Origin of the sequence: Streptomyces sp. NPDC020489 (assembly GCF_044386545.1) — a bacterium.
Classification (GTDB): domain Bacteria; phylum Actinomycetota; class Actinomycetes; order Streptomycetales; family Streptomycetaceae; genus Streptomyces.
Genome location: NZ_JBIRUZ010000004.1, coordinates 244,758 through 263,938 on the forward strand (window position 1 = coordinate 244,758; position 19,181 = coordinate 263,938).

The following is a 19,181-nucleotide window of genomic DNA, read 5'->3' on the forward strand; positions in this document are numbered from 1 at the left end:
TCCGGTGTTCCCGCCACGCGCGGCGGGCGTGAAGCGGAGCTGCGGCGCGGGTTAAGAAAACCTCGATGGACCCGGGGCGGTGCCGTACGGCAGATTGCTACGCGATCCCACCCTCTTCCCGGACGCGGGCCGCTTCGGCGTGCACGCGCGCGGGACCGCACCCACAGGAGCCGTAGCGTTGAAGGCGCTGGTCAAGGAGAAGGCGCAGCCCGGGTTGTGGCTCGCGGACGTCCCCGAACCCGTCGTCGGACCCGGCGACGTACTGATCAAGGTGCTGCGCACCGGGATCTGCGGCACCGACCTGCACATCCGGTCCTGGGACGGATGGGCGCAGCAGACGATCAGTACCCCGCTGGTGCTCGGCCACGAGTTCGTCGGGGAGGTCGTGGAGACCGGGCGGGACGTCGTCGACATCGCCGTCGGGGACCGGGTCAGCGGCGAGGGCCACCTGGTGTGCGGCAAGTGCCGCAACTGTCAGGCCGGGCGCCGCCACCTGTGCCGGGCGACCGTCGGGCTCGGCGTCGGCCGGGACGGTGCCTTCGCCGAGTACGTCGCGCTGCCCGCCGGCAACGTCTGGGTGCACCGCGTCCCCGTCGACCTCGACGTCGCCGCGATCTTCGACCCGTTCGGCAACGCCGTGCACACCGCGCTGTCGTACCCGCTGGTCGGCGAGGACGTGCTGATCACGGGCGCCGGGCCGATCGGGCTGATGGCGGCTGCGGTGGCCAAGCACGCCGGTGCCCGCAACGTGGTGGTCACGGACGTGAGCGAGGAGCGCCTGGAGCTCGCCCGCAAGATCGGCGTCAGCCTCGCCCTGAACGTCGCCCGGTCCACGATCGCCGACGGCCAGCGCTCCCTCGGTCTGCGCGAGGGCTTCGACATCGGCCTGGAGATGTCCGGCAACCCCGTCGCGATGCGCGACATGATCGCCAACATGACGCACGGCGGCCGGATCGCCATGCTCGGCCTGCCCGCCGAGGAGTTCCCGGTCGACTGGGCCCGGATCGTCACCTCGATGATCACCATCAAGGGCATCTACGGCCGTGAGATGTTCGAGACCTGGTACGCGATGTCGGTGCTCCTGGAGGGCGGCCTCGACCTCGCCCCCGTGATCACCGGCCGCTACGACTACCGCGACTTCGAGGCGGCGTTCGAGGACGCCGCGAGCGGTCGCGGCGGCAAGGTCATCCTCGACTGGACCGCGTAACCCATTAGGAGCCTGACCCATGTTCGACTCTGTCCGTGACGACCTCCGCGCCACCCTCGACGAGATCCGCGCCGCCGGTCTGCACAAGCCAGAGCGCGTCATCGGCACCCCGCAGTCGGCAACCGTCGCCGTCACCGCGGGCGGCCGCCCCGGCGAGGTCCTGAACTTCTGCGCCAACAACTACCTCGGTCTCGCCGACCACCCCGAGGTCGTCGCCGCCGCCCACGAGGCCCTGGACCGCTGGGGCTACGGCATGGCGTCCGTGCGCTTCATCTGCGGTACGCAGGAGGTGCACAAGGAGCTGGAGGCGCGGCTGTCGGCGTTCCTCGGGCAGGAGGACACGATCCTGTACTCCTCCTGCTTCGACGCCAACGGCGGTGTCTTCGAGACCCTCCTCGGCCCCGAGGACGCGGTGATCTCCGACGCCCTCAACCACGCCTCGATCATCGACGGCATCCGCCTGTCCAAGGCCCGCCGCCTGCGCTACGCCAACCGCGACATGGCCGACCTCGAAGCCCAACTGAAGGACGCCTCCGACGCGCGCCGCCGGCTGATCGTCACCGACGGCGTGTTCTCGATGGACGGTTACGTGGCGCCGCTGCGCGAGATCTGCGACCTCGCCGACCGCTACGACGCCATGGTCATGGTCGACGACTCGCACGCCGTCGGTTTCGTCGGTCCCGGCGGCCGCGGCACCCCCGAACTGCACGGGGTGATGGACCGGGTGGACCTCGTCACCGGCACCCTCGGCAAGGCGCTCGGCGGTGCGTCCGGCGGCTATGTGGCCGCCCGCGCGGAGATCGTCGCCCTGCTGCGGCAGCGCTCCCGCCCGTACCTGTTCTCCAACACCCTCGCCCCGGTGATCGCGGCGGCCTCCCTGAAGGTCCTCGACCTGCTGGAGTCCGCGGACGACCTGCGCGTCCGGCTGGCCGAGAACACCGCCCTGTTCCGCCGCCGGATGACCGAGGAGGGCTTCGACGTCCTCGCGGGCGACCACGCCATCGCGCCCGTGATGATCGGCGACGCGGCGAAGGCGGGCCGGATGGCGGAGCTGCTGTTGGAGCGCGGCGTGTACGTCATCGGCTTCTCGTACCCCGTCGTGCCGCAGGGCCAGGCACGCATCCGTGTCCAGCTGTCGGCCGCGCACTCCACGGACGACGTCAACCGGGCCGTGGACGCCTTCGTCGCCGCGCGGACGGAGCTGGACGCGGAGGCCGCGGCGGGGTCGGCGGGCTGAGCCGGAGCGCACGGGGGCATTTGAGACAATCGATCTCATGATCGAAGCGCGGCGGCTCCACATCCTGCGTGCGGTGGCCGACCACCGCACGGTGACGGCGGCTGCCGCCGCGCTGTACCTCACCCCCTCCGCGGTCTCCCAGCAGCTGACGGCCCTGGAGCAGGAGACCGGACACCGTCTGGTCGAGCGCGGCGCGAAGGGGGTACGGCTCACCGCGGCCGGCGAGATCCTGCTCAGCCACACCAACGCCGTCCTGGCCCAGCTGGAGCGCGCAGAGGCCGAGCTCGCCGCGTACGGCTCGGGGGAGGCGGGCACGGTCACCGTCGCCTCCTTCGCGACCGGCATCGCCCTCGTCGTCGCGCCCGCGGTGTCCCGCCTCGCCGACACCGCGCCCGGCATCCGTATCCGGGTCCAGGACGCGGAGGGCGACGCCAGTCTGCCGATGGTGCTGGACCGGCAGGTCGACGTGGCGGTGGCGGTGGAGTACCGCGGGGCGCCACCCGCCGACGACCCGCGCCTGGCCCATGTCCCGCTGTACGCCGAGCCCTTCGACGCGGTCGTGCCCGTACGGCACCGGCTGGCCGAGGCGGAGGAGGTGCCGCTCGCGGAGCTGGCCAAGGACGCGTGGATCGGCCCCTACCCGGGCAACCCCTGCCATGACGTGGTGGTCCTGGCCTGCGAGAGCGCAGGCTTCCAGCCCCGGTTGGAGCACTCCTCGGACGACTTCCGCGCGGTCGTCGCCCTGGCCTCGGCCGACGCGGGCGTCGCGCTGGTCCCGCGCTCGGCGCTGATCGGCATGGACCTGACCGGCGTGGTCGTACGCCCGGTCGACGGCACCGCCCCCACCCGCCGGGTGTTCGCGGCGGTCCGGCGGGGCGCCGAGGACCACCCGTTGATCCGCCCGGTCCTGGAGGCGCTCGCCGAGGTCGCCCGGGCGTAGGAAACCGGGAGTTCTCATATTCGGGATAGGATCCCGAATATGAGACACGATGTGGTCGACACCGGGCCCGACCCCGTCGACGCCCGGCTCGGTGCCCGCCTCGCCGAGTTGCGGGCCGAACGGGGCTGGTCGCTGGGCGAGTTGGCGGAACGCAGCGGGGTGAGCAGGTCGACGCTGTCGCGGGCCGAGCGCGCCGAGATCAGCCCGACCGCCTCCCTCCTGAACCGCCTGTGCGGGGTCTACGGCCGGACCATGTCCCAGCTGCTCAGCGAGGTCGAGGCCGAGCCCGCGGCGCTGGTACGGGCCGCCGAGCAACCGGTCTGGGAGGACCGGGCCTCCGGATTCGTACGCCGGTCCGTGTCGCCCCCGCACGCCGGGCTGCGCGGCGAACTCGTCGAGGGACGGCTCACGGCGGGCGCCGACATCGCCTACGACCGGCCGCCCGTGCCCGGCCTGGAACAGCACATCTGGGTCCTGGAAGGGGCACTCGAGGTGAGCGCGCAGGACACCGCGCACCACCTGGAGGCCGGGGACTGTCTGCGACTGCGCGTGTGGGGTGCGACGCGGTTCCGGTGCGCCGGGCCGGAGCCGGTGCGGTACGTGCTGGCGGTGGTGCTGCCATGACCGTGACCCCGGCACGCCTGAGTGCCACCGGCGTACTGGACCGGATCGACGCGCTGGCCGACCTCATGGTCGACACCGTCGAGGGAGGCGCCTCGATCGGCTTCCTCGCCCCCCTCGACCACGCCGAGGCCATCGCCTGGTGGAAGGAGCGGGCCGCCGGAGTGGCCGCCGGGACCCTCGCGATCTGGGCGGCGCACGTCGGTGACCGGACGGTCGGCACCGTCAGCCTGGCCTTCCCCGACAAGCCCAACAGTCGCCACCGCGCCGAACTGGTGAAGCTCATGGTCCACCGGGACGCCCGTGGCCGGGGTCTCGGCCGCGCGCTGCTGAGGACTGCCGAGGAGTCCGCCGCCGCGGCCGGTATCACCCTCCTCCACCTCGACACCGAGACCGACAGTCCGGCGGAGCACCTCTACGCGAGGGCCGGCTGGACCCGTGCCGGAGTGATCCCGGACTACGCCGCCGACCCGGCCGGGGTGCTGCGGCCGACCACCCTCTACTACAAGCGGCTTGGGGCGAGCCCTCCCACCAGGTGATTGTCAGTGCGAGCGGCTACGGTGCCTGCCATGCCGGATGCCGAAGACGTACGCCGTATCGCCCTGTCCCTGCCGGACACCACCGAGAAGATCGCCTGGAGCATGCCCACCTTCCGGGTCGCGGGCAAGATGTTCGCCACGCTGCCCGAGGAGGAGACCTCCCTCGCGGTGCGCTGCCCGAAGGAGGAGCGGGACGAACTGGTGCTGGCCGAGCCGGAGAAGTTCTGGATCGCCGAGCACGAGGCACACTTCGCGTGGGTCCGCGCCCGGCTCGCGGCGATCGAGGACGAGGACGAACTGCGGGCCATCCTCGCCGACTCCTGGCGCCAGGCCGCCTCGCCCCGACTGCTGGAGGCCTATCCGGAGTTGGGGCGGCCGGAGGCGGGCTGAGCGGAGCGCCGGGGCCGCTGTCCTGGCCGGTGGCTTCGGCGCCTCTCCGGCGAGCGGTCGGCGCCGACCACGTCCTCCTCGTCGCCGGCGCGACCAGCATCGTGGTCTGTGCCCGCCTTCGCTCGGTGCCCGCGACACGCGACCTCGTACGCGTCGCCCCCGGGCCCCGGACAGTCGACCTGAGCGAGCCCCGGACCGTCGCCCCCGCATAAAGGTGTGCGCGACCACCGACCCGAGTGCGGTATTGTTTCCCTGCACGTTCGGCCGGGGGAAACCCCAGGTCAGACGGACACCGGGACGTGGCGCAGCTTGGTAGCGCACTTGACTGGGGGTCAAGGGGTCGCAGGTTCAAATCCTGTCGTCCCGACGGTGTCGAAGGGTCTTCACAGGCGAGAGCCTGTGGGGGCCCTTTCTCGTGCACCCAGACCTCCCCGCTCGCTGCGATGAGAGCCGCCGCGCGCACCGGGTCCCGCCTCGTCGGTGACACGGAGATCACCGACGAGGCGGTCCCGCGGCGGATCAGGAGGGGAGCCGCACGGGGCTGGGGGTCGTCACTGCTGAGCCTTGCGGCGGCGTACGACCACCATCGCGCCGGCGCCCACGGCGACGGCCGCCGCGGCCGCGCCCGCGAGGGGCAGCGTGGCGGAGGAGCCGGTGCTCGCCAGGTCCCCGTCGACGGTGGCGCCGGTGGTGCCGGTCGTGGCGGAACCGCCGGTCGAGGAGGTCGTGGAGCCGCCGGTGGAGCCGCCGTCCGTCGAGCCGCCCCCACCGGTCGTGGTGCCGCCCCCGCTCGTGGAGTCGCCGCCCCCGGTGGAGCCGCCCCCGCCGTCCCCGCCGGTCGAGCCGCCGCCCCCGGTGACATCCATCAGGATGTCGGCGCTGTCGTTGTCCTTGTTCTCGTCGAACGGCCGGGCCTCGGTGCCCAGCCGCACGGAGCCCTTCGCCCCTGCCACGGCCTTGTCGATCCGCAGCTTGAAGGTGTGGGTCTCGGTACTGCCGGCCTCGATCCAGTCCTGGGAGGTGCCGCACTGGTAGACGCGCGTCTCGAGCTTCTTGCAGGAGGCGTCGCCGACGACGGTCGTCCCGGCGGGCATCGTCACGCGGATCCTGGTCACGGGGTTGTCGCGCTTGGCCTGCACCCAGGCGGGGCCGGCGTTGGTGAAGTCCACCTTCAGCGGCACCGTGGCCCCGACCTTGCCCGTCACCTTCGACGCGGCCGCCCGGAAGTCGGCCGTGTTCACCGACGTCACCGGGACTGTGGCAGCGTCCCAGTCCTCGTGCTCCGCGCTGCCGGCCGGGGCGGGTGTGGCGTCCGGTCGCTGGACCAGCTTCACCGCGGGCGCGGTCCCCGGCACGGGCTCGCCGTAGTTGTCCCCGCCGCCGGAGTCGTACGCGGTGACCGACACCCGCAGCTCGTCGTAGAGGGCGGTGTCGAGGACGTCGACGCGCTGCGTCTTCTCCGGCGCGTAGACGACACCGGGCTCCACGGTCTGGTCGAACTTGCAGACGACCGAGGTGGAGCGCGGCTCCTCGTCCATCGAGGAGACCTCGTACACGAGGCAGTTGGAGGGCACGTCGGCGACGCCCAGCCCCTGGGTGACGTCGTACGACAGATAGACCTTGTCGAGCGCCTGCGCGCCGGTGTTCGTGAAGGTCGCCGGCACGTCGAAGCCGGCACCCGGCTTCAGGCCGTCCACCGGCGCGATCTCGCTCAGCACCAGCCCCGGCGCGGGAGCGTCGGCCGCGACCGCGGGCGCCGCACCCAGCGCGAGGAGCGCGACGGCGCCCAACGCACCGGTGGCCCGGCGGAGCGTGCTGGGGGTGGGGGGAGCCTGGAACATGCACGTACCTCTGTGTGAATCGACGAGGGCGGCCGGTCGAACCGCCGGGGAACGCGGAGTTCCCGGAGATGAGACATGTGCGGCGGCCGAAGAGTTGTACGCCGCAATGATCTTTCGTCGGGTTTCACGCGTGCCGGGTGCGCCGGCCGGGCCGCCGGGCTCGCCGCGAAGTTCGCGCCGTGCAGTCCGCCGTGCTCAGACCGCGCAGCCCAGGTGTGCCAGCGCCTGCTTGAGCAGCACCCCGTGCCCGCCCGGCATCTCGCTCTGCACCGCCTCCGACACGGCCTCCTGCGGGCTGAACCAGACCAGGTCGAGGGCGTCCTGACGGGGACGGCAGTCACCGCTCACCGGCACCACGTAGGCCAGCGACACCGCGTGCTGACGGGGGTCGTGGTACGGCGTGATGCCCTGCGTCGGGAAGTACTCGGCCACCGTGAAGGGCTGCGGGGCGGCCGGGATGCGGGGCAGCGCCACCGGACCGAGGTCCTTCTCCAGGTTCCGCATGAGGGCGTCGCGGACGCGCTCGTGGTGCAGTACACGGCCGGAGACCAGTGTCCGGCTGACCGTTCCGTCGGGGCCGATGCGCAGCAGCAGACCCACGCTGGTGACTTCGCCGCAGTCGTCGACCCGCACGGGCACGGCCTCGACGTACAGGATCGGCATCCGGGCCCGCGCCTGTTCCAGGTCGTCGGTCGTCAGCCAGCCGGGCGTGGTTTCGGTCATGTCAGACATTGCTTGATCATACTTTCAGGAGGGGCCGGGCAGGCGGTAGACCCGGCGCGCATTGTGTGCTCCTGCCCACTCGACGAGCCGCAGGGCGTCGGACAGACTCAGCTCGTCGGCGTCCACCCGGTCCTGGAGCAGCTCGCCCAGGCCCCGGCGGAAGGACAGCGCGCCGAGCGCGTAGAACTCCGCCAGACCGTACGCGTCGGAGCTGTACAGCAGTTTGCTGAACGGTGTGATCTCCAGCGCCTCCTCCAGCACCGCGCGCGCCCGGGCCGGGCCGACGTGGTGCAGGGTGAGGCCGACGTCCAGGTACACCTGCTCGAAGACCGCCGCCAGATAGCCGGCCTGCCGCTGGTACGGCCAGCAGTGCAGCAGCATGACCGGGACGGTGCCTGCGGTCAGGTGCAGCCAGTCCGTGAGGTGCGTGGGGTCCACGCGGTGCAGCCGGATGTCGTTGTCGCCGAAGCCCGTGTGCAACTGGAGCGGCAGGCCGAGGTCGACCGCCGTCCACAGCAGATGACGGACCAGGACAGGGTCCTGGAGCCGTCCGACCGCAGCCACCCGGTCCCGCGCCGCCCGCTCGACCTCCGCCGCCGACGGACGGGCCGGGTCCAGGTCGAAGCCGGTGCGGTAGGCGGCCACGGACTTCACCCCGACGACCCCGGGCCGCCGCACCGCCGCGTGCGCCGCCGAACGGAACGCCTCGGCGTACGCGTCCGGCTCCACCCCCTCGGCCACCAGCGCCTCCTCCACGCTCTCCAGCCGGACCACCTCGTGCACGTCGTCGGCGGCCAGCTCGGCCGGACCGAACCCGGTGTCGAGGCAGTAGGTGCCGGTGCCCGCGGCGGCCAGGAAGCGCCGGTTGACCTCCTCCGGGCCCACTTCCGCGCGGCGCGCCAGGTACACCTCCGCCGGGGCGTGCCGGTCCAGGTCGAGCAGGGGCGCGCAGTGGCGGCGTACGGCGACGCCGACCGGGGTGTCGAAGGTGGAGACGCCCGGCCACCGGTCGCCCTCGGTGAGCAGCGACTCGAAGCCGGGCCGGTCCAGGGGGTCGGTCACCACACCGTGGCAGTGGTGATCGACCAGGCTCAGGGCGGCGAGTGCCTCGTGGACGGCGCCCATGTCAGTACTTCCAGCGGTACGCCGCCGCGACCCGCTCGTCGTCCAGCCCGGCCACCGCCGCGATCTCACCCTCCCGTACGGCGATCACGGCGTCGGCGAGGACCGGGCCGAGGGCGCCCCGCAGCGTGGTGTCCGCGCGGAACTCCGCGACCGCCTCGGCGAGCGACGTGGGCAGTCGGCGTACGCCCCTGCGCCCCGCCTCCTCGGCCGGCAGCCGGGCCGGGTCGCCGATGATCTCCTCCGGCAGCGCGGTGCCCGACGTGACACCGTCGAGGCCCGCCGCGATCACGCCCGCCAGCGCCAGATACGGGTTGGCGGCCAGGTCGACGGGCTTGACCTCCAGGTTGGCGGCCTGGTCGCGCAGGCCCAGGGTGCCGGTGACGATCCGCACCGCCGCCTCGCGGGTCTCGCGGCCCCAGGCGGTGAACACCCCGGCCCACTGGGAGGGCCGGAGCCGCAGATAGCTCGCCGGGCTCGGGGCCGTCACCGCCGTGAGGGCCGGGAGACGGGCGAGGACACCGGCCGCGAACGACTCCGCCTCCGCGGTCATGCCGTATCGGCGGTCGCCGCCCGAGTGGAGGTTGGTGCCGTCCCGCCAGGCGGACAGGTGGAGATGGCCGCCGTTGCCGACGCCCTCGGCGAGGACGGCCGGGGCGAACGACACCACGAACCCGTGCCGTTGGGCCACCGCGCGGATCGTCTGGCGCACCAGCACGCTCCGGTCGGCCGCCGCCACCGGGTCCAGCGCGCCCACCGACACCTCGAACTGCCCTGCCGCGTACTCGGGATGGAGCTGGTCGACGTCCACCCCCTGTGCGGCGAGGGCGGCGAGGAGGTCGGCCATGCAGTCGCCGAGCTCGATCTGACGGCTCGCGCCGTACGCGGGCCCGGACACGGCCGGGACGAACTCCCCGTCCGCCCTTGTCCCTTGACCGACCGCCCACTCGATCTCGACGGCCGCCTTGAACGTGATGCCGTGCCGCTGTTCCGCGTCCGCGACGATCCGGCGCAGCAGGGTGCGGGTGCAGCCCGGGTGCCGCTCGCCCTCCTGGGTGACGCGGTCGACGGGGGCCCAGGCCCAGCCCGGCTGCCCGGCCAGCACCACGAGCCGGCCGAGATCGGGGAAGAGGCGCAGGTCGCCGTCGGGGGAGCCGAGGACGTCGGTGGTGACGATGGAGTCGTTCGCCAGGAAGGTGTCGAAGACCGGCGACATGCCCACGCCCCAGGCCGCGGCCGCGGCGAGCTTCGCCGTGGGGATCGTCTTCACCCGGCCGACGCCCGCCGTGTCGACGTACGACAGCACGACACCGTGCACACCCTGGCCGGCCAGCTCGCCGCTCAGGGCGGTGGCACGGTCGACGTCACCGGGATGCCCTCCGGGCACCGGGTCGGTGAGATCGGCAAGGCGGGTCATACGTCCTCCTCGACGGGCTGGTCCTCGGCGTCAGGGTTTCACGGCCACCGCGCCGAACTGCGGTACCGCGCCCGGGGAGCCGGAGTCGGGGCGCCACTGCGAGCAGGACACCAGGCCCGGCTCCACCAGGTCCAGACCGTCGAAGAACGCGGCGATCTCCGTGCCGCTGCGCGCGGTGATCGGCGGGGTGGCGTTCTCGTTCCAGAACTTCATGGCCGGGATCTGGCCCGCGCCGCCGAGGGCGTCGTCGAAGGTGGGGTGGGTCAGCACCAGGAAGCTGCCGGAGGGGACCTGGGCCAGCACCTGGCGGACGATGCCGCGCGCCGTGTCGTCGTCGAGGACGAAGTTGAGGATGCCGAGCATCATCACCGCGACGGGCCGAGTGAAGTCCAGGGTGCGCGCGGCGCGTTCGAGGATCGCGTCGGGGTCGTGGACGTCGGCGTCGATGTAGTCCGTGACACCGCTGCCGGTGCTGGTGAGCAGGGTGCGGGCATGGGCGAGGACGATCGGGTCGTTGTCCACGTAGACCACCCGGGCGTCCGGGGCGACGCGTTGGGCGATCTCGTGGGTGTTGTCGACCGTCGGCAGACCGGTGCCGATGTCCAGGAACTGCCGCACCCCGCGCTCGGCGGCCAGGTACCGCACGGCCCGGCCGAGGAAGTCGCGGTCGGCGCGGGCGATCGCCCGGATGATCGGGAACATCCCGGCGACCTGCTCGCCGACCTGCTGGTCGACCTCGTAGTTGTCCTTGCCGCCGATCCAGTAGTTCCACACGCGCGCGTTGTGCGCGACGGTCGTGTCCAGCTTCGGTGTCCCGCCCGACGGGGTGTCGCTCACGTCTCGTCCTCTCCTCGCCCCGACGGCCGCGGCGCCGCGGGCCGTCGCCGCCAATTGTGCCGCCGGATGATCAAGCTGTCCCGGGATCGGCCCAAGTGGGGTGCGGGAGAGGTGAGATGGCCGGAGCCGGGCTCAGCTCACCGCGTCCTTCAGGCGCTTGGTGCCGGCGCGCACGGCGTCCGCCACGGAGTCGTCCTCGTCGCCGTCGAGACCGCCGGCCGTCACCGTGATCGCGTCCGCGCCGACCCGGACGGCGGCGACGTCCAGCGTGAGGGTGACCGGGTTGCCGTCGGACGTGCCCTGGACCGTCACCCGCACACCCTCACGGGCGTCGCCCTCATCGGGCAGCGAGGTCTCGGTGACCTGGACCGTGCGCCGGTCGCCGGCGGAGTCCGTCGCGGTGAACCGGTCGCAGGTGACCGGCAGGGACTTCAGCCAGGCCAGCGAGGTGTCCAGGCCCGCCCGTCGGTAGGAGCCCACCTGGTACAGCAGCCGGGAGTCCTCCTCCTGGAAGCCGGTCAGCGCGGACGCGCCGGACGGCTCACCCAGCAACGCGTCGCTGTAGAGGCCGTCCAGGAGCCGTTGGCAGTCGGCGGTGTCCGCCTTCGCGGTGAGGAAGTCGGCCACGTCGACCTTCCCGACGAGCAGGCTGTCCCGCCAGGTCCCGGCGTCCTTCACGCGTGTCCAGTCGTCCTCGAGGTCCGTCTCGGTGATCAGCGCCTGCCGGGCCTCCGCCTCGGTGAGGCGGTCCGCGGGAGTGGGGGATCCGGCGGCGACCGGGGAGGCGCCGATGGCCGAGGTGTCGGACTCCTTGTCGTCGTCCGAGCAGGCCGCGCAGGTCAGCAGCACGGTCGCGGTCAGGGCCGGGGCGAGGACGCGGGCGGTGCGGGACGGGCGACGGCTCATGGCGACTGCCTCCTGGGGGCGTGGGTGTGCCCTCAGCGCAGCACCGGCTCGTGCGCTCCACCAGCTCATCCGGACCGTTCGGGTGAGCCGTGGGGGAGGCGCGGGTGATGCCGGCGGGCGGACGACGGCTTACGGCACCTCGAACGACCCGTCCGGCATGCCCGATCGCGGTGGGGCACCGACACTGGCCCCACGGCCGGACCCGCACCGAAGGAGTCGTCATGCTGCCCGGATTCCTCACCAGGGCCGTCGACTTGCTGCTCGGGCGGGAGGGACGCTCGCTCCATCTCAAGGCGGCGAGCGGTGCCACGGCCGTGCTGGGAGTCGTGGCGGCCGTCGGCTCGTGGGCGGTGGTGATCGCCGAGGAGGGGGCGAGGGGCGCCAACCTCACGTCGTACCCGAAGGCGTTGTGGTGGTCGATCGAGACCGCGACGACCGTCGGGTACGGCGACTTCTACCCGGTGACGCCCTGGGGACGGGTCGTCGGCGCCGTGGTGATGGTCGTCGGCATCACCACGTACGGCATGGTCACCGCGGCCCTGGCCACCTGGTTCGTCGGCCGGGAGCACGAGCGCCGGCACCGGCTCGCCCAGGACACGGCCCGGGCCCTGCACGAACGCTTCGACCGGCTGGAGGAGTTGGTGACGGGAAAAGGCGGACCGCGCTGAACGCTACCGGCGAGTACCCCGCCGCTCGACGCGCCCGAGGCCTCGGGTAGGGTCCCGTGCGATTCCGCTGCGGGCGGGTGTGGAAGGGGGCGGCAGCACGATGGAGTTCCACGTGGTCGAGGAGCAGGAGCCCGCGTCGGGTGGTGCGCGGCTGGAGGACCTGGCCCCCGAACCCCTGCTGACCCGGGACTACGAGACGCGTCCCGGGCTCGTCTACGAGCGGCTGCGCGAACGGCACGGCCCGGTCGCCCCGGTCGACCTGCTCGGCGTGCCCGCCTGGCTGGTGCTCGGCTACCGCGAGTCGCTCCAGGTGCTCCAGGACGACGCCGGCTGGCCCAAGGGGCTGGAGAACTGGCGGGCCCGCACCGAGGGCAGGGTGCCCGCCGACTGGCCGCTCGGCCCGTCGCTGGAGGTCAACCATGTGCTGATCCAGGGCGGTCCCGGCTACCCGCGGCTGCGCGGTGCCTGGGACGCGGCGCTGCGGCCCTTTCAGGACCCGCGCAACCCGCAGGCCAAGCGCCTGAAGGCGGCCGTCACCGGTTACGCCGACGAGCTGATCAACCTGCTCGGTCAGGGCGGCCGGTCCGGGCTCGCCGACCTGTCGGCCCAGTTCTCCCGCCCGCTGCCCCTGATGGCGGCGAGCCATCTGCTGGGCTTTCCCGGCTCCCAGGGCGACGACGCCCTGATGGACATGTGGCGGGTGCTGGACGCCGGGCCGGACGCCGAACCCGCCCTGGCCCGGCTGCTGGTGACCCTCTCGGAACTGGCCGCCGCCAAGACCAGGGAACCGGGCGACGACTTCCCCTCCCACCTTCTCGCCGCCCACCCCGACCTCACGGTCGACGAGCTGGCCCGCGAGCTGTTCATGCTGCTGGGCATGACCTCCGACCACGTCGGCATCCTCATCTCCAACACCGTCGTCGAGGTCATCTCCGGGGACAACGACGGCGGGGTGCGCCACACCCTGTCCGCCGGGATGGTGCGGGAGACCATGAACCGGGTCGTCATGCGCAAGCCGCCCCTGGTCAACTTCGTGCCGCGGTTCGCCGCCGCGGACACCCCGCTCGGCGCCTACACCATCCGGGCCGGCGACCCCGTGTGGGTCTCCGCCGCCGCCGCGCACGCCGACCCCCTGTTCGCCGGGCAGACCACGCCGGGCTCCTCCAGCATCAGCAGCCGGGCGCATCTGGCCTGGGGGGCGGGGCCGCGCCAGTGCCCGGCGCGCGAGCTGGCGTTCACCATTGCGGCGGCCGGGGTGACCCGCATCGTCGAACGGTTCGGGCATCTGGAACTGGCCCTGCCCGTCGACCAACTCCCCTGGCGTTCCTCGCCGTTCATGCGGGGACTGCGCTCGCTGCCGGTGCGGTACGAACTGACCGGGAACATCGGCTCGGGGCCGGTGCGGCCCGCCGCGCCCGAGGCGGACCCGGTGGGTCCGGTGGACGGGCCGGACCAGACGATCAAGCGGCGCTCGTCGCTGTGGCGGTATCTGACGGGGCTGATCCGCTCCGGCGACTGAATGGTCGTCAGGAGCGCGGTTGTGCCCGGGGGTTGTGCCGGGCACAGGGGGCGGAGGGTGCGGAGCGGCTCAACCGGTCGGTCGACGCGGTGAACTGGTGGTTGCTCGGCCGGGCGGCAACACCGCTACAGCCGGGGCTCTCAGTGCTTGAACCCGACCGCGCCGTACAGCGACACCGGGCCCTCGCCGTTCGGGGTCTCCCCGTCGGCGAGTTCGGGCCGCCAGTCCTTGACGGACACGATGCCCGGCTCGATCACGTCGAGTCCGCGGAAGAAGCGGCCGAACTCGTCCTTGGTGCGGGCGACCAGCGTCACCCCGCCCGCGGCGTAGGCGGCGATGCCCCGCTGGACGTTCTCCGGCTCGAAGTCGGCGGTCATCGCGGACAGCACCAGCGCGCTGCCCGGGGCCAGCGCGCCTACGAGGGTGTCGACGATGTCGTAGGCGCCGTCCTCGTCGGAGACGAAGTGCATCAGGGCGATGAGGGACAGGGCGACGGGTCGGTCGAGGTCGAGGATCTGGCCGGCCTGTTCGAGGATCTTGCGCGGGTCGCGCGCGTCCGCCTCGATGTACTCCGTCACGCCCTCCTCGGTGCCGCGCAGCAGGGCACCGGCGTGGGCGAGGACGATGGGGTCGTTGTCGACGTAGACGACCCGGGCGTCCGGGGCCGTGGCCTGGGCGATCTGATGGAGGTTGGGCTCGGTGGGGATACCGGTCCCGATGTCGAGGAACTGGCGGATCCCGGCCGCGCCCACGAGCCGGCGCGTGGCCCGCTGCATGAACCAGCGGTTGGCGCGCGCGGCCCGCGGGGCGTCACCGTTGAGGCCGGCGATCCGCCGCCCGAGTTCCTCGTCGACCGGGTAGTTGTCCTTGCCGCCGAGGTACCAGTCGTAGACCCGGGCCGGATGGGGCCTGGTCGTGTCGATCCGCGGGGCGGTCGGCTCGGTCCCGGTCACGTGTGCTCCTCTGCTCGCTCGGCAGGACTGCGAGCAGTCTTTCACGATCATCCGAGGCCGGCGGAGTCGGTCTTCGGCCACCTGTTTCGCGTCAACTCGGCGGGCGGGCCGCGGTGTTACGGCCTCAGTGGATCATGCCCGAGCGACATGAGGCGGTGCCGGCGCCGGGTCTCCTCCGGCTCGGGCTCGTTCTCGGTGTCCGCCTTGTCGGAGACGGCGTCGACGACCTCGTACATCACCTGGACGTCGTCGTCGGTGAGATCCGTGCGCCGCTTCTGCAGGATCGCGAGGACATGCTGTCCGGTGGGCGATCCGGCGTGCTCCGGCAGTGGTTCCGTGTCCTCGTCGGCCTCGCTGACCCGCAGCCAGGCCGCGAGTTCCTGTGAGGTCATGTTCACCGCGCGGTGGAAGTCCTCCCACAGCGCGTCGAGTTCGAGGGCGTCGGCCATCGTGTGCACCTTCCGGCGTGCGTCGTACGTCGTGCGTCGCAGCTGGGCCGGTCAGTCCCGCGGCCAGCTCTCGGCGTCGAACATCCAGCGCTGCTTCTCCAGTTCGGCGGTGATGCCGATGAGCAGGTCCTGGGTGACCGGATCGGCCTTCTCGGTGGCCTCGATGCGCTCCCGCAGCCGCCCGATCGCCGCCTCCAGCGTCTCGACCATCAGGGAGACGACGTCGTTGTCACGCTGCCAGCCCTCCTTCGAGCCGGGCAGCGTGTACGCGGCAGCGATGGTCTCCGGACGGCCGTCCGGGGACACGCCGAGCGCCGCGGAGCGCTCCGCCACGGTGTCGGAGAACGTGCGTGCCGTCGACACGACCTCGTCCAACTGAAGATGGATGGAGCGGAAGCGCGGCCCGACGATGTTCCAGTGCGCCTGCTTGCCGATCAGCGACAGCCCGATCAGATCCACGAGCGTGCTCTGCAGGGCGTCCCCCGCGACCTTGCGGGCTTCCTCGGGAAGGGTGCTCCTCACCACGGTCATACGGTGCTCCTCCTTCTTGCCTGGTTCGTGCCGTCACGGAGCAGTGCGACGCGTTCCTGTTCACAGGTGCCGCCCCAGACGCCCGCGGTCTGGCCGCTGTCGAGTGCCCAGCCGAGACAGTCGGCGATCACCGGGCAGCGCGCGCAGACGCGCTTGGCCGCCGCGGTGTCCCGCAGGGCCGGGCCCTGGGTGCCCACGGGAAAGAACAGCTCAGGGTCCTCGTCCACGCAGGCGGCGCGCCGCAACCACTCCATGAGGGCGCGGGTGCCCAGGGCGAACCCGCGCAAACGCCGCGACCGACGACGTCAGGGCCCCTGTCGCCGTTCCCGCCGACCGAGCCGGTCGAAGTCCCCGGGGTCCTGTCGAGAGGGCGGCACGAGATCTTCCCAGGGACGGGGCGGAGGTCTATAGTCCGAAACTAGCAGTGCTAATTAATTCAACCGTGGAGTTCCCGTGCGTCCCGTCCACTTCGCGGCCGCCCGCCGCACCCCCATCGGCAAGCTGCGCGGCTCCCTGTCCGCCGTACGCCCCGACGACCTCGCGGCCGCCGTCATCCGCGCCCTGGTGGCCGACGTGCCCGCCCTCGACCCGGCGCGCGTCGACGACGTGTACTGGGGCGCCGCCAACCAGGCCGGTGAGGACAACCGCAACGTCGCCCGGATGGCGGCGCTGCTCGCCGGTCTTCCCGAGAGCGTGCCCGGTGCCACGGTGAACCGGCTGTGCGCCTCCGGCCTGGAGGCGGTGACCATGGCGGCCCGCACCATCGCCGCGGGCGAGGCCGACATCGTGCTGGCCGGCGGCTCCGAGTCGATGAGCCGCGCCCCCTTCGTCCTGCCCCGCCCCGACGAGGCGCTGCCGCACCGCATCGAGACGGTGGACACCCGGCTCGGCTGGCGCCTGGTCAACCCGGCGATGAAGGACCTGCACGGACTGCTGTCCATGGGCGAGACCGCCGAGGAGGTCGCCGCCCGCCACGGCATCTCACGCGAACAACAGGACGCGTTCGCCCTGCGCAGCCACCAGCGTGCCGCCCTGGCCCGCAAGAACGGCCACTTCGACGACGAGCTCCTGCCCGTCGAGCGCCCGGACGGCGTGGTCGTCGACACCGACGAATGCGTCCGCGAGGACACCTCCCACGACAAGCTCGCCCGGCTGAAGCCGGTGTTCCGGCAGGGCGGCACGGTCACGGCGGGCAACGCCTCACCCATGAACGACGGCGCGGCGGGCCTCCTCCTGGTCAGCGAGGAGGCGCTGAACGACCTCGGCCTGGAGTCCCTCGGCCGGTATGTCGCCGGTGCCTCGGCCGGCGTCCACCCCGACGTCATGGGCATCGGTCCCGTCCCCGCCACGCAGAAGGCGCTGGCCCGCGCCCACTGGAGCGTCGGCGACATCCAGGAGGCGGAGTTCAACGAGGCCTTCGCCGCCCAGGCCCTGGCCTGCGTGGACCGTCTCGGCATCGACCCCGACCTCGTCAACCCCAGCGGCGGCGCGATCGCCCTGGGCCACCCGCTCGGCTGCTCGGGCGCGCGGATCCTCACCACGCTGCTGCACCGGATGCGGCGCACGGGCGCGCAGCGGGGCCTGGCGACCATGTGCGTGGGGGTGGGGCAGGGGAGCGCGGTCCTGGTGGAGCGGCACTGACACGGGACCGACCCGCGAGACGGCGCTTACGCACACTGGTTGACTGCACATAGCATCGGGTTCCGCATGAACACGATGACGCTCTGGCACCTGACCGGCTGGGAGTTCGCCGCCCTCGCCCTCGCGGCCCTTCTCGTCGGCTTCTCCAAGACCGCCGTGAGCGGGGCGAACACGGTCAGCCTCGCCATCTTCGCGGCCGTCCTGCCCGCCCGCGCCTCCACCGGCGTCCTGCTGCCGATCCTGATCGCCGGTGACGTGCTCGCCGTCCTCACCTACCGGCGCCACGCCCACTGGCCGACCCTGTGGAAGCTGTTCCCGGCGGTCGCGGCGGGCGTGGTCGCCGGCACCCTGTTCCTGGTCTGGGCGGACGACGAGATGGTGCGCACGTCGATCGGCGCCATCCTGCTGCTCATGGCCGGCGTGACGATCTGGCGCCGCCGCGCCACCGACCAGGACGACGAACCGGACTCGGTCGCCACCAGAGCGGGCCGGATCAAGGCCCGTTCCTACGGCGTCCTCGGTGGGTTCACCACGATGGTCGCCAACGCCGGCGGCCCGGTGATGTCCCTGTACCTGCTGTCGGCGGGCTTCAGGAAACTCGGCTTCCTGGGCACCTCGGCCTTCTTCTTCCTGATCGTCAACACCTCCAAGGTGCCCTTCAGCGTGGGGCTCGGCCTGATCGACGGCCACTCGCTCCTGATCGACGCGGCCCTCGTGGCGTTCGTCGTGCCCGGCGCCCTCCTCGGCAAGTGGGCCGTGAACCGGATCAACCAGCGGCTCTTCGAACAGCTCGTGATCGCCGCCACGATCGTCGGCGGCCTCCAGCTACTGCTGCGCTGACCAGGTCCGCAGCAGATCCGGCAGATCGGCGAAGGAGTCGATCACATGGTCCGGCGACCCGCTCGCGTCCCGGTGCGTCTCGGGCAGGTACTTGCCCGTCCTCACCAGCACGCCCGTGACCCCCGCGGCCTGCGCGGCCAGCACGTCCGACTCGATGTCGTCCCCGACCATCACCGCCTCGTCCGGTCCGGCCCCCAGCCGGGCCAGCGCCGACGCGAAGAACGCCCGCGACGGCTTCCCCGTCACCACGGCCTCGGTACCGGCCGCCTTCTCCAGACCCGCCAGGAACGCCCCCGCGTCCAGCCGCAGCCCGTCCCCGGTACGCCAGTACAGGTTCCGGTGCATCGCCACCAGCCGCGCCCCGCGCTGGAGATGCCCGAACACCCGGTTCAGCGCCGCGTAGTCGAACTCGGGCCCCGCACCCCCGACGATCACGACCTCCGGCTCGTCGCCGTCGTCCCCGGGGTCGACCAGCTCCACGTCCCCCAGGTCCTGCCCGATGTCCCCGCTGTTGAGCAGCGCGCACCGCGCCCCCGGGAAGTGCTCGGCGACATACGCGGCGGTGACGGCGGGCGCGGTCAGGATGTCCTCGGCCGACACCGGGAACCCCGCCTCCGCCAGCGTCCCGGCGATCGACGCCCGCGTCCGGGACGTCGTGTTGGTGACCAGCGCCACGGCGAGACCGCGCTCACGGATCTCCCGCAGCGCCTCCACCGCGCCCGGCAGCGGCTCCCAGGAGACGGTGAGCACCCCGTCGATGTCGATCAGTACGGCGCGTAGGGACTCCATGCCAGGACGAT

The 19,181-nt window shown here is 72.5% G+C and carries 21 protein-coding genes and 1 tRNA gene; 11 read left to right on the forward strand and 11 right to left on the reverse strand.

Translation table 11 applies throughout. The annotated features are described in order from the left end of the window. The first annotated feature begins 178 nt into the window (after nucleotides 1-178). The 7 genes from tdh to ACH41F_RS11570 all read left to right on the forward strand — a co-directional run bounded on the left by tdh (nucleotide 179) and on the right by ACH41F_RS11570 (nucleotide 5,301). Complete coding sequence (tdh, locus tag ACH41F_RS11540; RefSeq protein ID WP_391235634.1) at nucleotides 179-1,207, forward strand: L-threonine 3-dehydrogenase; 1,029 nt, start codon at nucleotides 179-181, stop codon at nucleotides 1,205-1,207. Between the two features lie 19 nt (nucleotides 1,208-1,226). Then, on the forward strand, nucleotides 1,227-2,444 hold the full coding sequence (locus tag ACH41F_RS11545) for a glycine C-acetyltransferase (protein WP_398834525.1): 1,218 nt from the start codon (nucleotides 1,227-1,229) through the stop codon (nucleotides 2,442-2,444). A 37-nt stretch (nucleotides 2,445-2,481) separates the two neighbouring features. Beyond that, nucleotides 2,482-3,384, forward strand: a complete 903-nt coding sequence (locus tag ACH41F_RS11550) for a LysR family transcriptional regulator (protein ID WP_398834528.1) — start codon at nucleotides 2,482-2,484, stop codon at nucleotides 3,382-3,384. Between the two features lie 39 nt (nucleotides 3,385-3,423). After that, nucleotides 3,424-4,008 (forward strand): helix-turn-helix domain-containing protein, encoded by a 585-nt coding sequence (locus ACH41F_RS11555; RefSeq protein ID WP_391235121.1) that lies wholly within the window; start codon nucleotides 3,424-3,426, stop codon nucleotides 4,006-4,008. Further along, the gene (locus ACH41F_RS11560; protein ID WP_398834531.1) at nucleotides 4,005-4,544 is read left to right on the forward strand and encodes a GNAT family N-acetyltransferase; all 540 of its coding nucleotides are present in this window, start codon (nucleotides 4,005-4,007) and stop codon (nucleotides 4,542-4,544) included. The genes ACH41F_RS11555 and ACH41F_RS11560 overlap by 4 nt, the downstream gene beginning before the upstream one ends. 30 nt (nucleotides 4,545-4,574) lie before the next feature. Further along, nucleotides 4,575-4,934, forward strand: coding sequence for an MmcQ/YjbR family DNA-binding protein (locus tag ACH41F_RS11565; protein WP_391235116.1), 360 nt, complete (start codon nucleotides 4,575-4,577; stop codon nucleotides 4,932-4,934). A gap of 293 nt (nucleotides 4,935-5,227) precedes the next feature. Then, nucleotides 5,228-5,301: transfer RNA gene (locus ACH41F_RS11570), tRNA-Pro, on the forward strand. 184 nt (nucleotides 5,302-5,485) lie between these two features. Here ACH41F_RS11570 and ACH41F_RS11575 read toward each other — a convergent pair. The 6 genes from ACH41F_RS11575 to ACH41F_RS11600 all read right to left on the reverse strand — a co-directional run bounded on the left by ACH41F_RS11575 (nucleotide 5,486) and on the right by ACH41F_RS11600 (nucleotide 11,780). Then, entirely contained in the window at nucleotides 5,486-6,775 is a 1,290-nt protein-coding gene (locus tag ACH41F_RS11575; protein ID WP_391235115.1) for a hypothetical protein, read from the reverse strand. A gap of 195 nt (nucleotides 6,776-6,970) precedes the next feature. Then, the gene (locus ACH41F_RS11580; RefSeq protein ID WP_391235113.1) at nucleotides 6,971-7,507 is read right to left on the reverse strand and encodes a DUF4916 domain-containing protein; all 537 of its coding nucleotides are present in this window, start codon (nucleotides 7,505-7,507) and stop codon (nucleotides 6,971-6,973) included. Between the two features lie 15 nt (nucleotides 7,508-7,522). After that, nucleotides 7,523-8,623, reverse strand: a complete 1,101-nt coding sequence (locus tag ACH41F_RS11585; RefSeq protein ID WP_398834536.1) for an amidohydrolase family protein — start codon at nucleotides 8,621-8,623, stop codon at nucleotides 7,523-7,525. Between the two features lies 1 nt (nucleotide 8,624). Next, entirely contained in the window at nucleotides 8,625-10,037 is a 1,413-nt protein-coding gene (locus ACH41F_RS11590) for a glutamine synthetase family protein (protein WP_398834539.1), read from the reverse strand. Nucleotides 10,038-10,067: 30 nt separating this feature from the next. Then, entirely contained in the window at nucleotides 10,068-10,874 is an 807-nt protein-coding gene (locus ACH41F_RS11595) for an SAM-dependent methyltransferase (RefSeq protein WP_391235107.1), read from the reverse strand. A gap of 132 nt (nucleotides 10,875-11,006) precedes the next feature. Beyond that, entirely contained in the window at nucleotides 11,007-11,780 is a 774-nt protein-coding gene (locus ACH41F_RS11600; protein WP_398834543.1) for a hypothetical protein, read from the reverse strand. A gap of 221 nt (nucleotides 11,781-12,001) precedes the next feature. Between ACH41F_RS11600 and ACH41F_RS11605 the strand changes: the two genes are divergently transcribed. Then, nucleotides 12,002-12,448, forward strand: coding sequence for an ion channel (locus ACH41F_RS11605; protein ID WP_391235103.1), 447 nt, complete (start codon nucleotides 12,002-12,004; stop codon nucleotides 12,446-12,448). Nucleotides 12,449-12,548: 100 nt separating this feature from the next. Then, nucleotides 12,549-13,967 (forward strand): cytochrome P450, encoded by a 1,419-nt coding sequence (locus ACH41F_RS11610; protein ID WP_391235101.1) that lies wholly within the window; start codon nucleotides 12,549-12,551, stop codon nucleotides 13,965-13,967. A gap of 140 nt (nucleotides 13,968-14,107) precedes the next feature. On the opposite strand, the gene ACH41F_RS11615 is transcribed toward ACH41F_RS11610, so the two are convergent. From ACH41F_RS11615 to ACH41F_RS11630, 4 genes are all read right to left on the reverse strand, one after another. Beyond that, nucleotides 14,108-14,920, reverse strand: coding sequence for an SAM-dependent methyltransferase (locus ACH41F_RS11615; protein ID WP_391235100.1), 813 nt, complete (start codon nucleotides 14,918-14,920; stop codon nucleotides 14,108-14,110). A 116-nt stretch (nucleotides 14,921-15,036) separates the two neighbouring features. Next, nucleotides 15,037-15,369: a DUF3140 domain-containing protein gene (locus tag ACH41F_RS11620; RefSeq protein WP_391235099.1), complete on the reverse strand. Its 333-nt coding sequence runs from the start codon at nucleotides 15,367-15,369 to the stop codon at nucleotides 15,037-15,039. Nucleotides 15,370-15,420: 51 nt separating this feature from the next. Next, nucleotides 15,421-15,900, reverse strand: a complete 480-nt coding sequence (locus ACH41F_RS11625; RefSeq protein WP_398834549.1) for a Dps family protein — start codon at nucleotides 15,898-15,900, stop codon at nucleotides 15,421-15,423. Beyond that, on the reverse strand, nucleotides 15,897-16,154 hold the full coding sequence (locus ACH41F_RS11630; RefSeq protein ID WP_391235632.1) for a WhiB family transcriptional regulator: 258 nt from the start codon (nucleotides 16,152-16,154) through the stop codon (nucleotides 15,897-15,899). Before ACH41F_RS11630 ends, ACH41F_RS11625 begins: the two co-directional genes overlap by 4 nt. 199 nt (nucleotides 16,155-16,353) lie before the next feature. Between ACH41F_RS11630 and ACH41F_RS11635 the strand changes: the two genes are divergently transcribed. Continuing rightward, nucleotides 16,354-17,541: a thiolase family protein gene (locus tag ACH41F_RS11635; protein WP_398834552.1), complete on the forward strand. Its 1,188-nt coding sequence runs from the start codon at nucleotides 16,354-16,356 to the stop codon at nucleotides 17,539-17,541. A 66-nt stretch (nucleotides 17,542-17,607) separates the two neighbouring features. After that, entirely contained in the window at nucleotides 17,608-18,381 is a 774-nt protein-coding gene (locus ACH41F_RS11640) for a TSUP family transporter (protein ID WP_391235093.1), read from the forward strand. On the opposite strand, the gene ACH41F_RS11645 is transcribed toward ACH41F_RS11640, so the two are convergent. Beyond that, the gene (locus ACH41F_RS11645) at nucleotides 18,367-19,170 is read right to left on the reverse strand and encodes an HAD-IIA family hydrolase (RefSeq protein WP_391235091.1); all 804 of its coding nucleotides are present in this window, start codon (nucleotides 19,168-19,170) and stop codon (nucleotides 18,367-18,369) included. The two genes, ACH41F_RS11640 and ACH41F_RS11645, sit on opposite strands and share 15 nt — an antisense overlap. Nucleotides 19,171-19,181 lie beyond the last annotated feature (11 nt).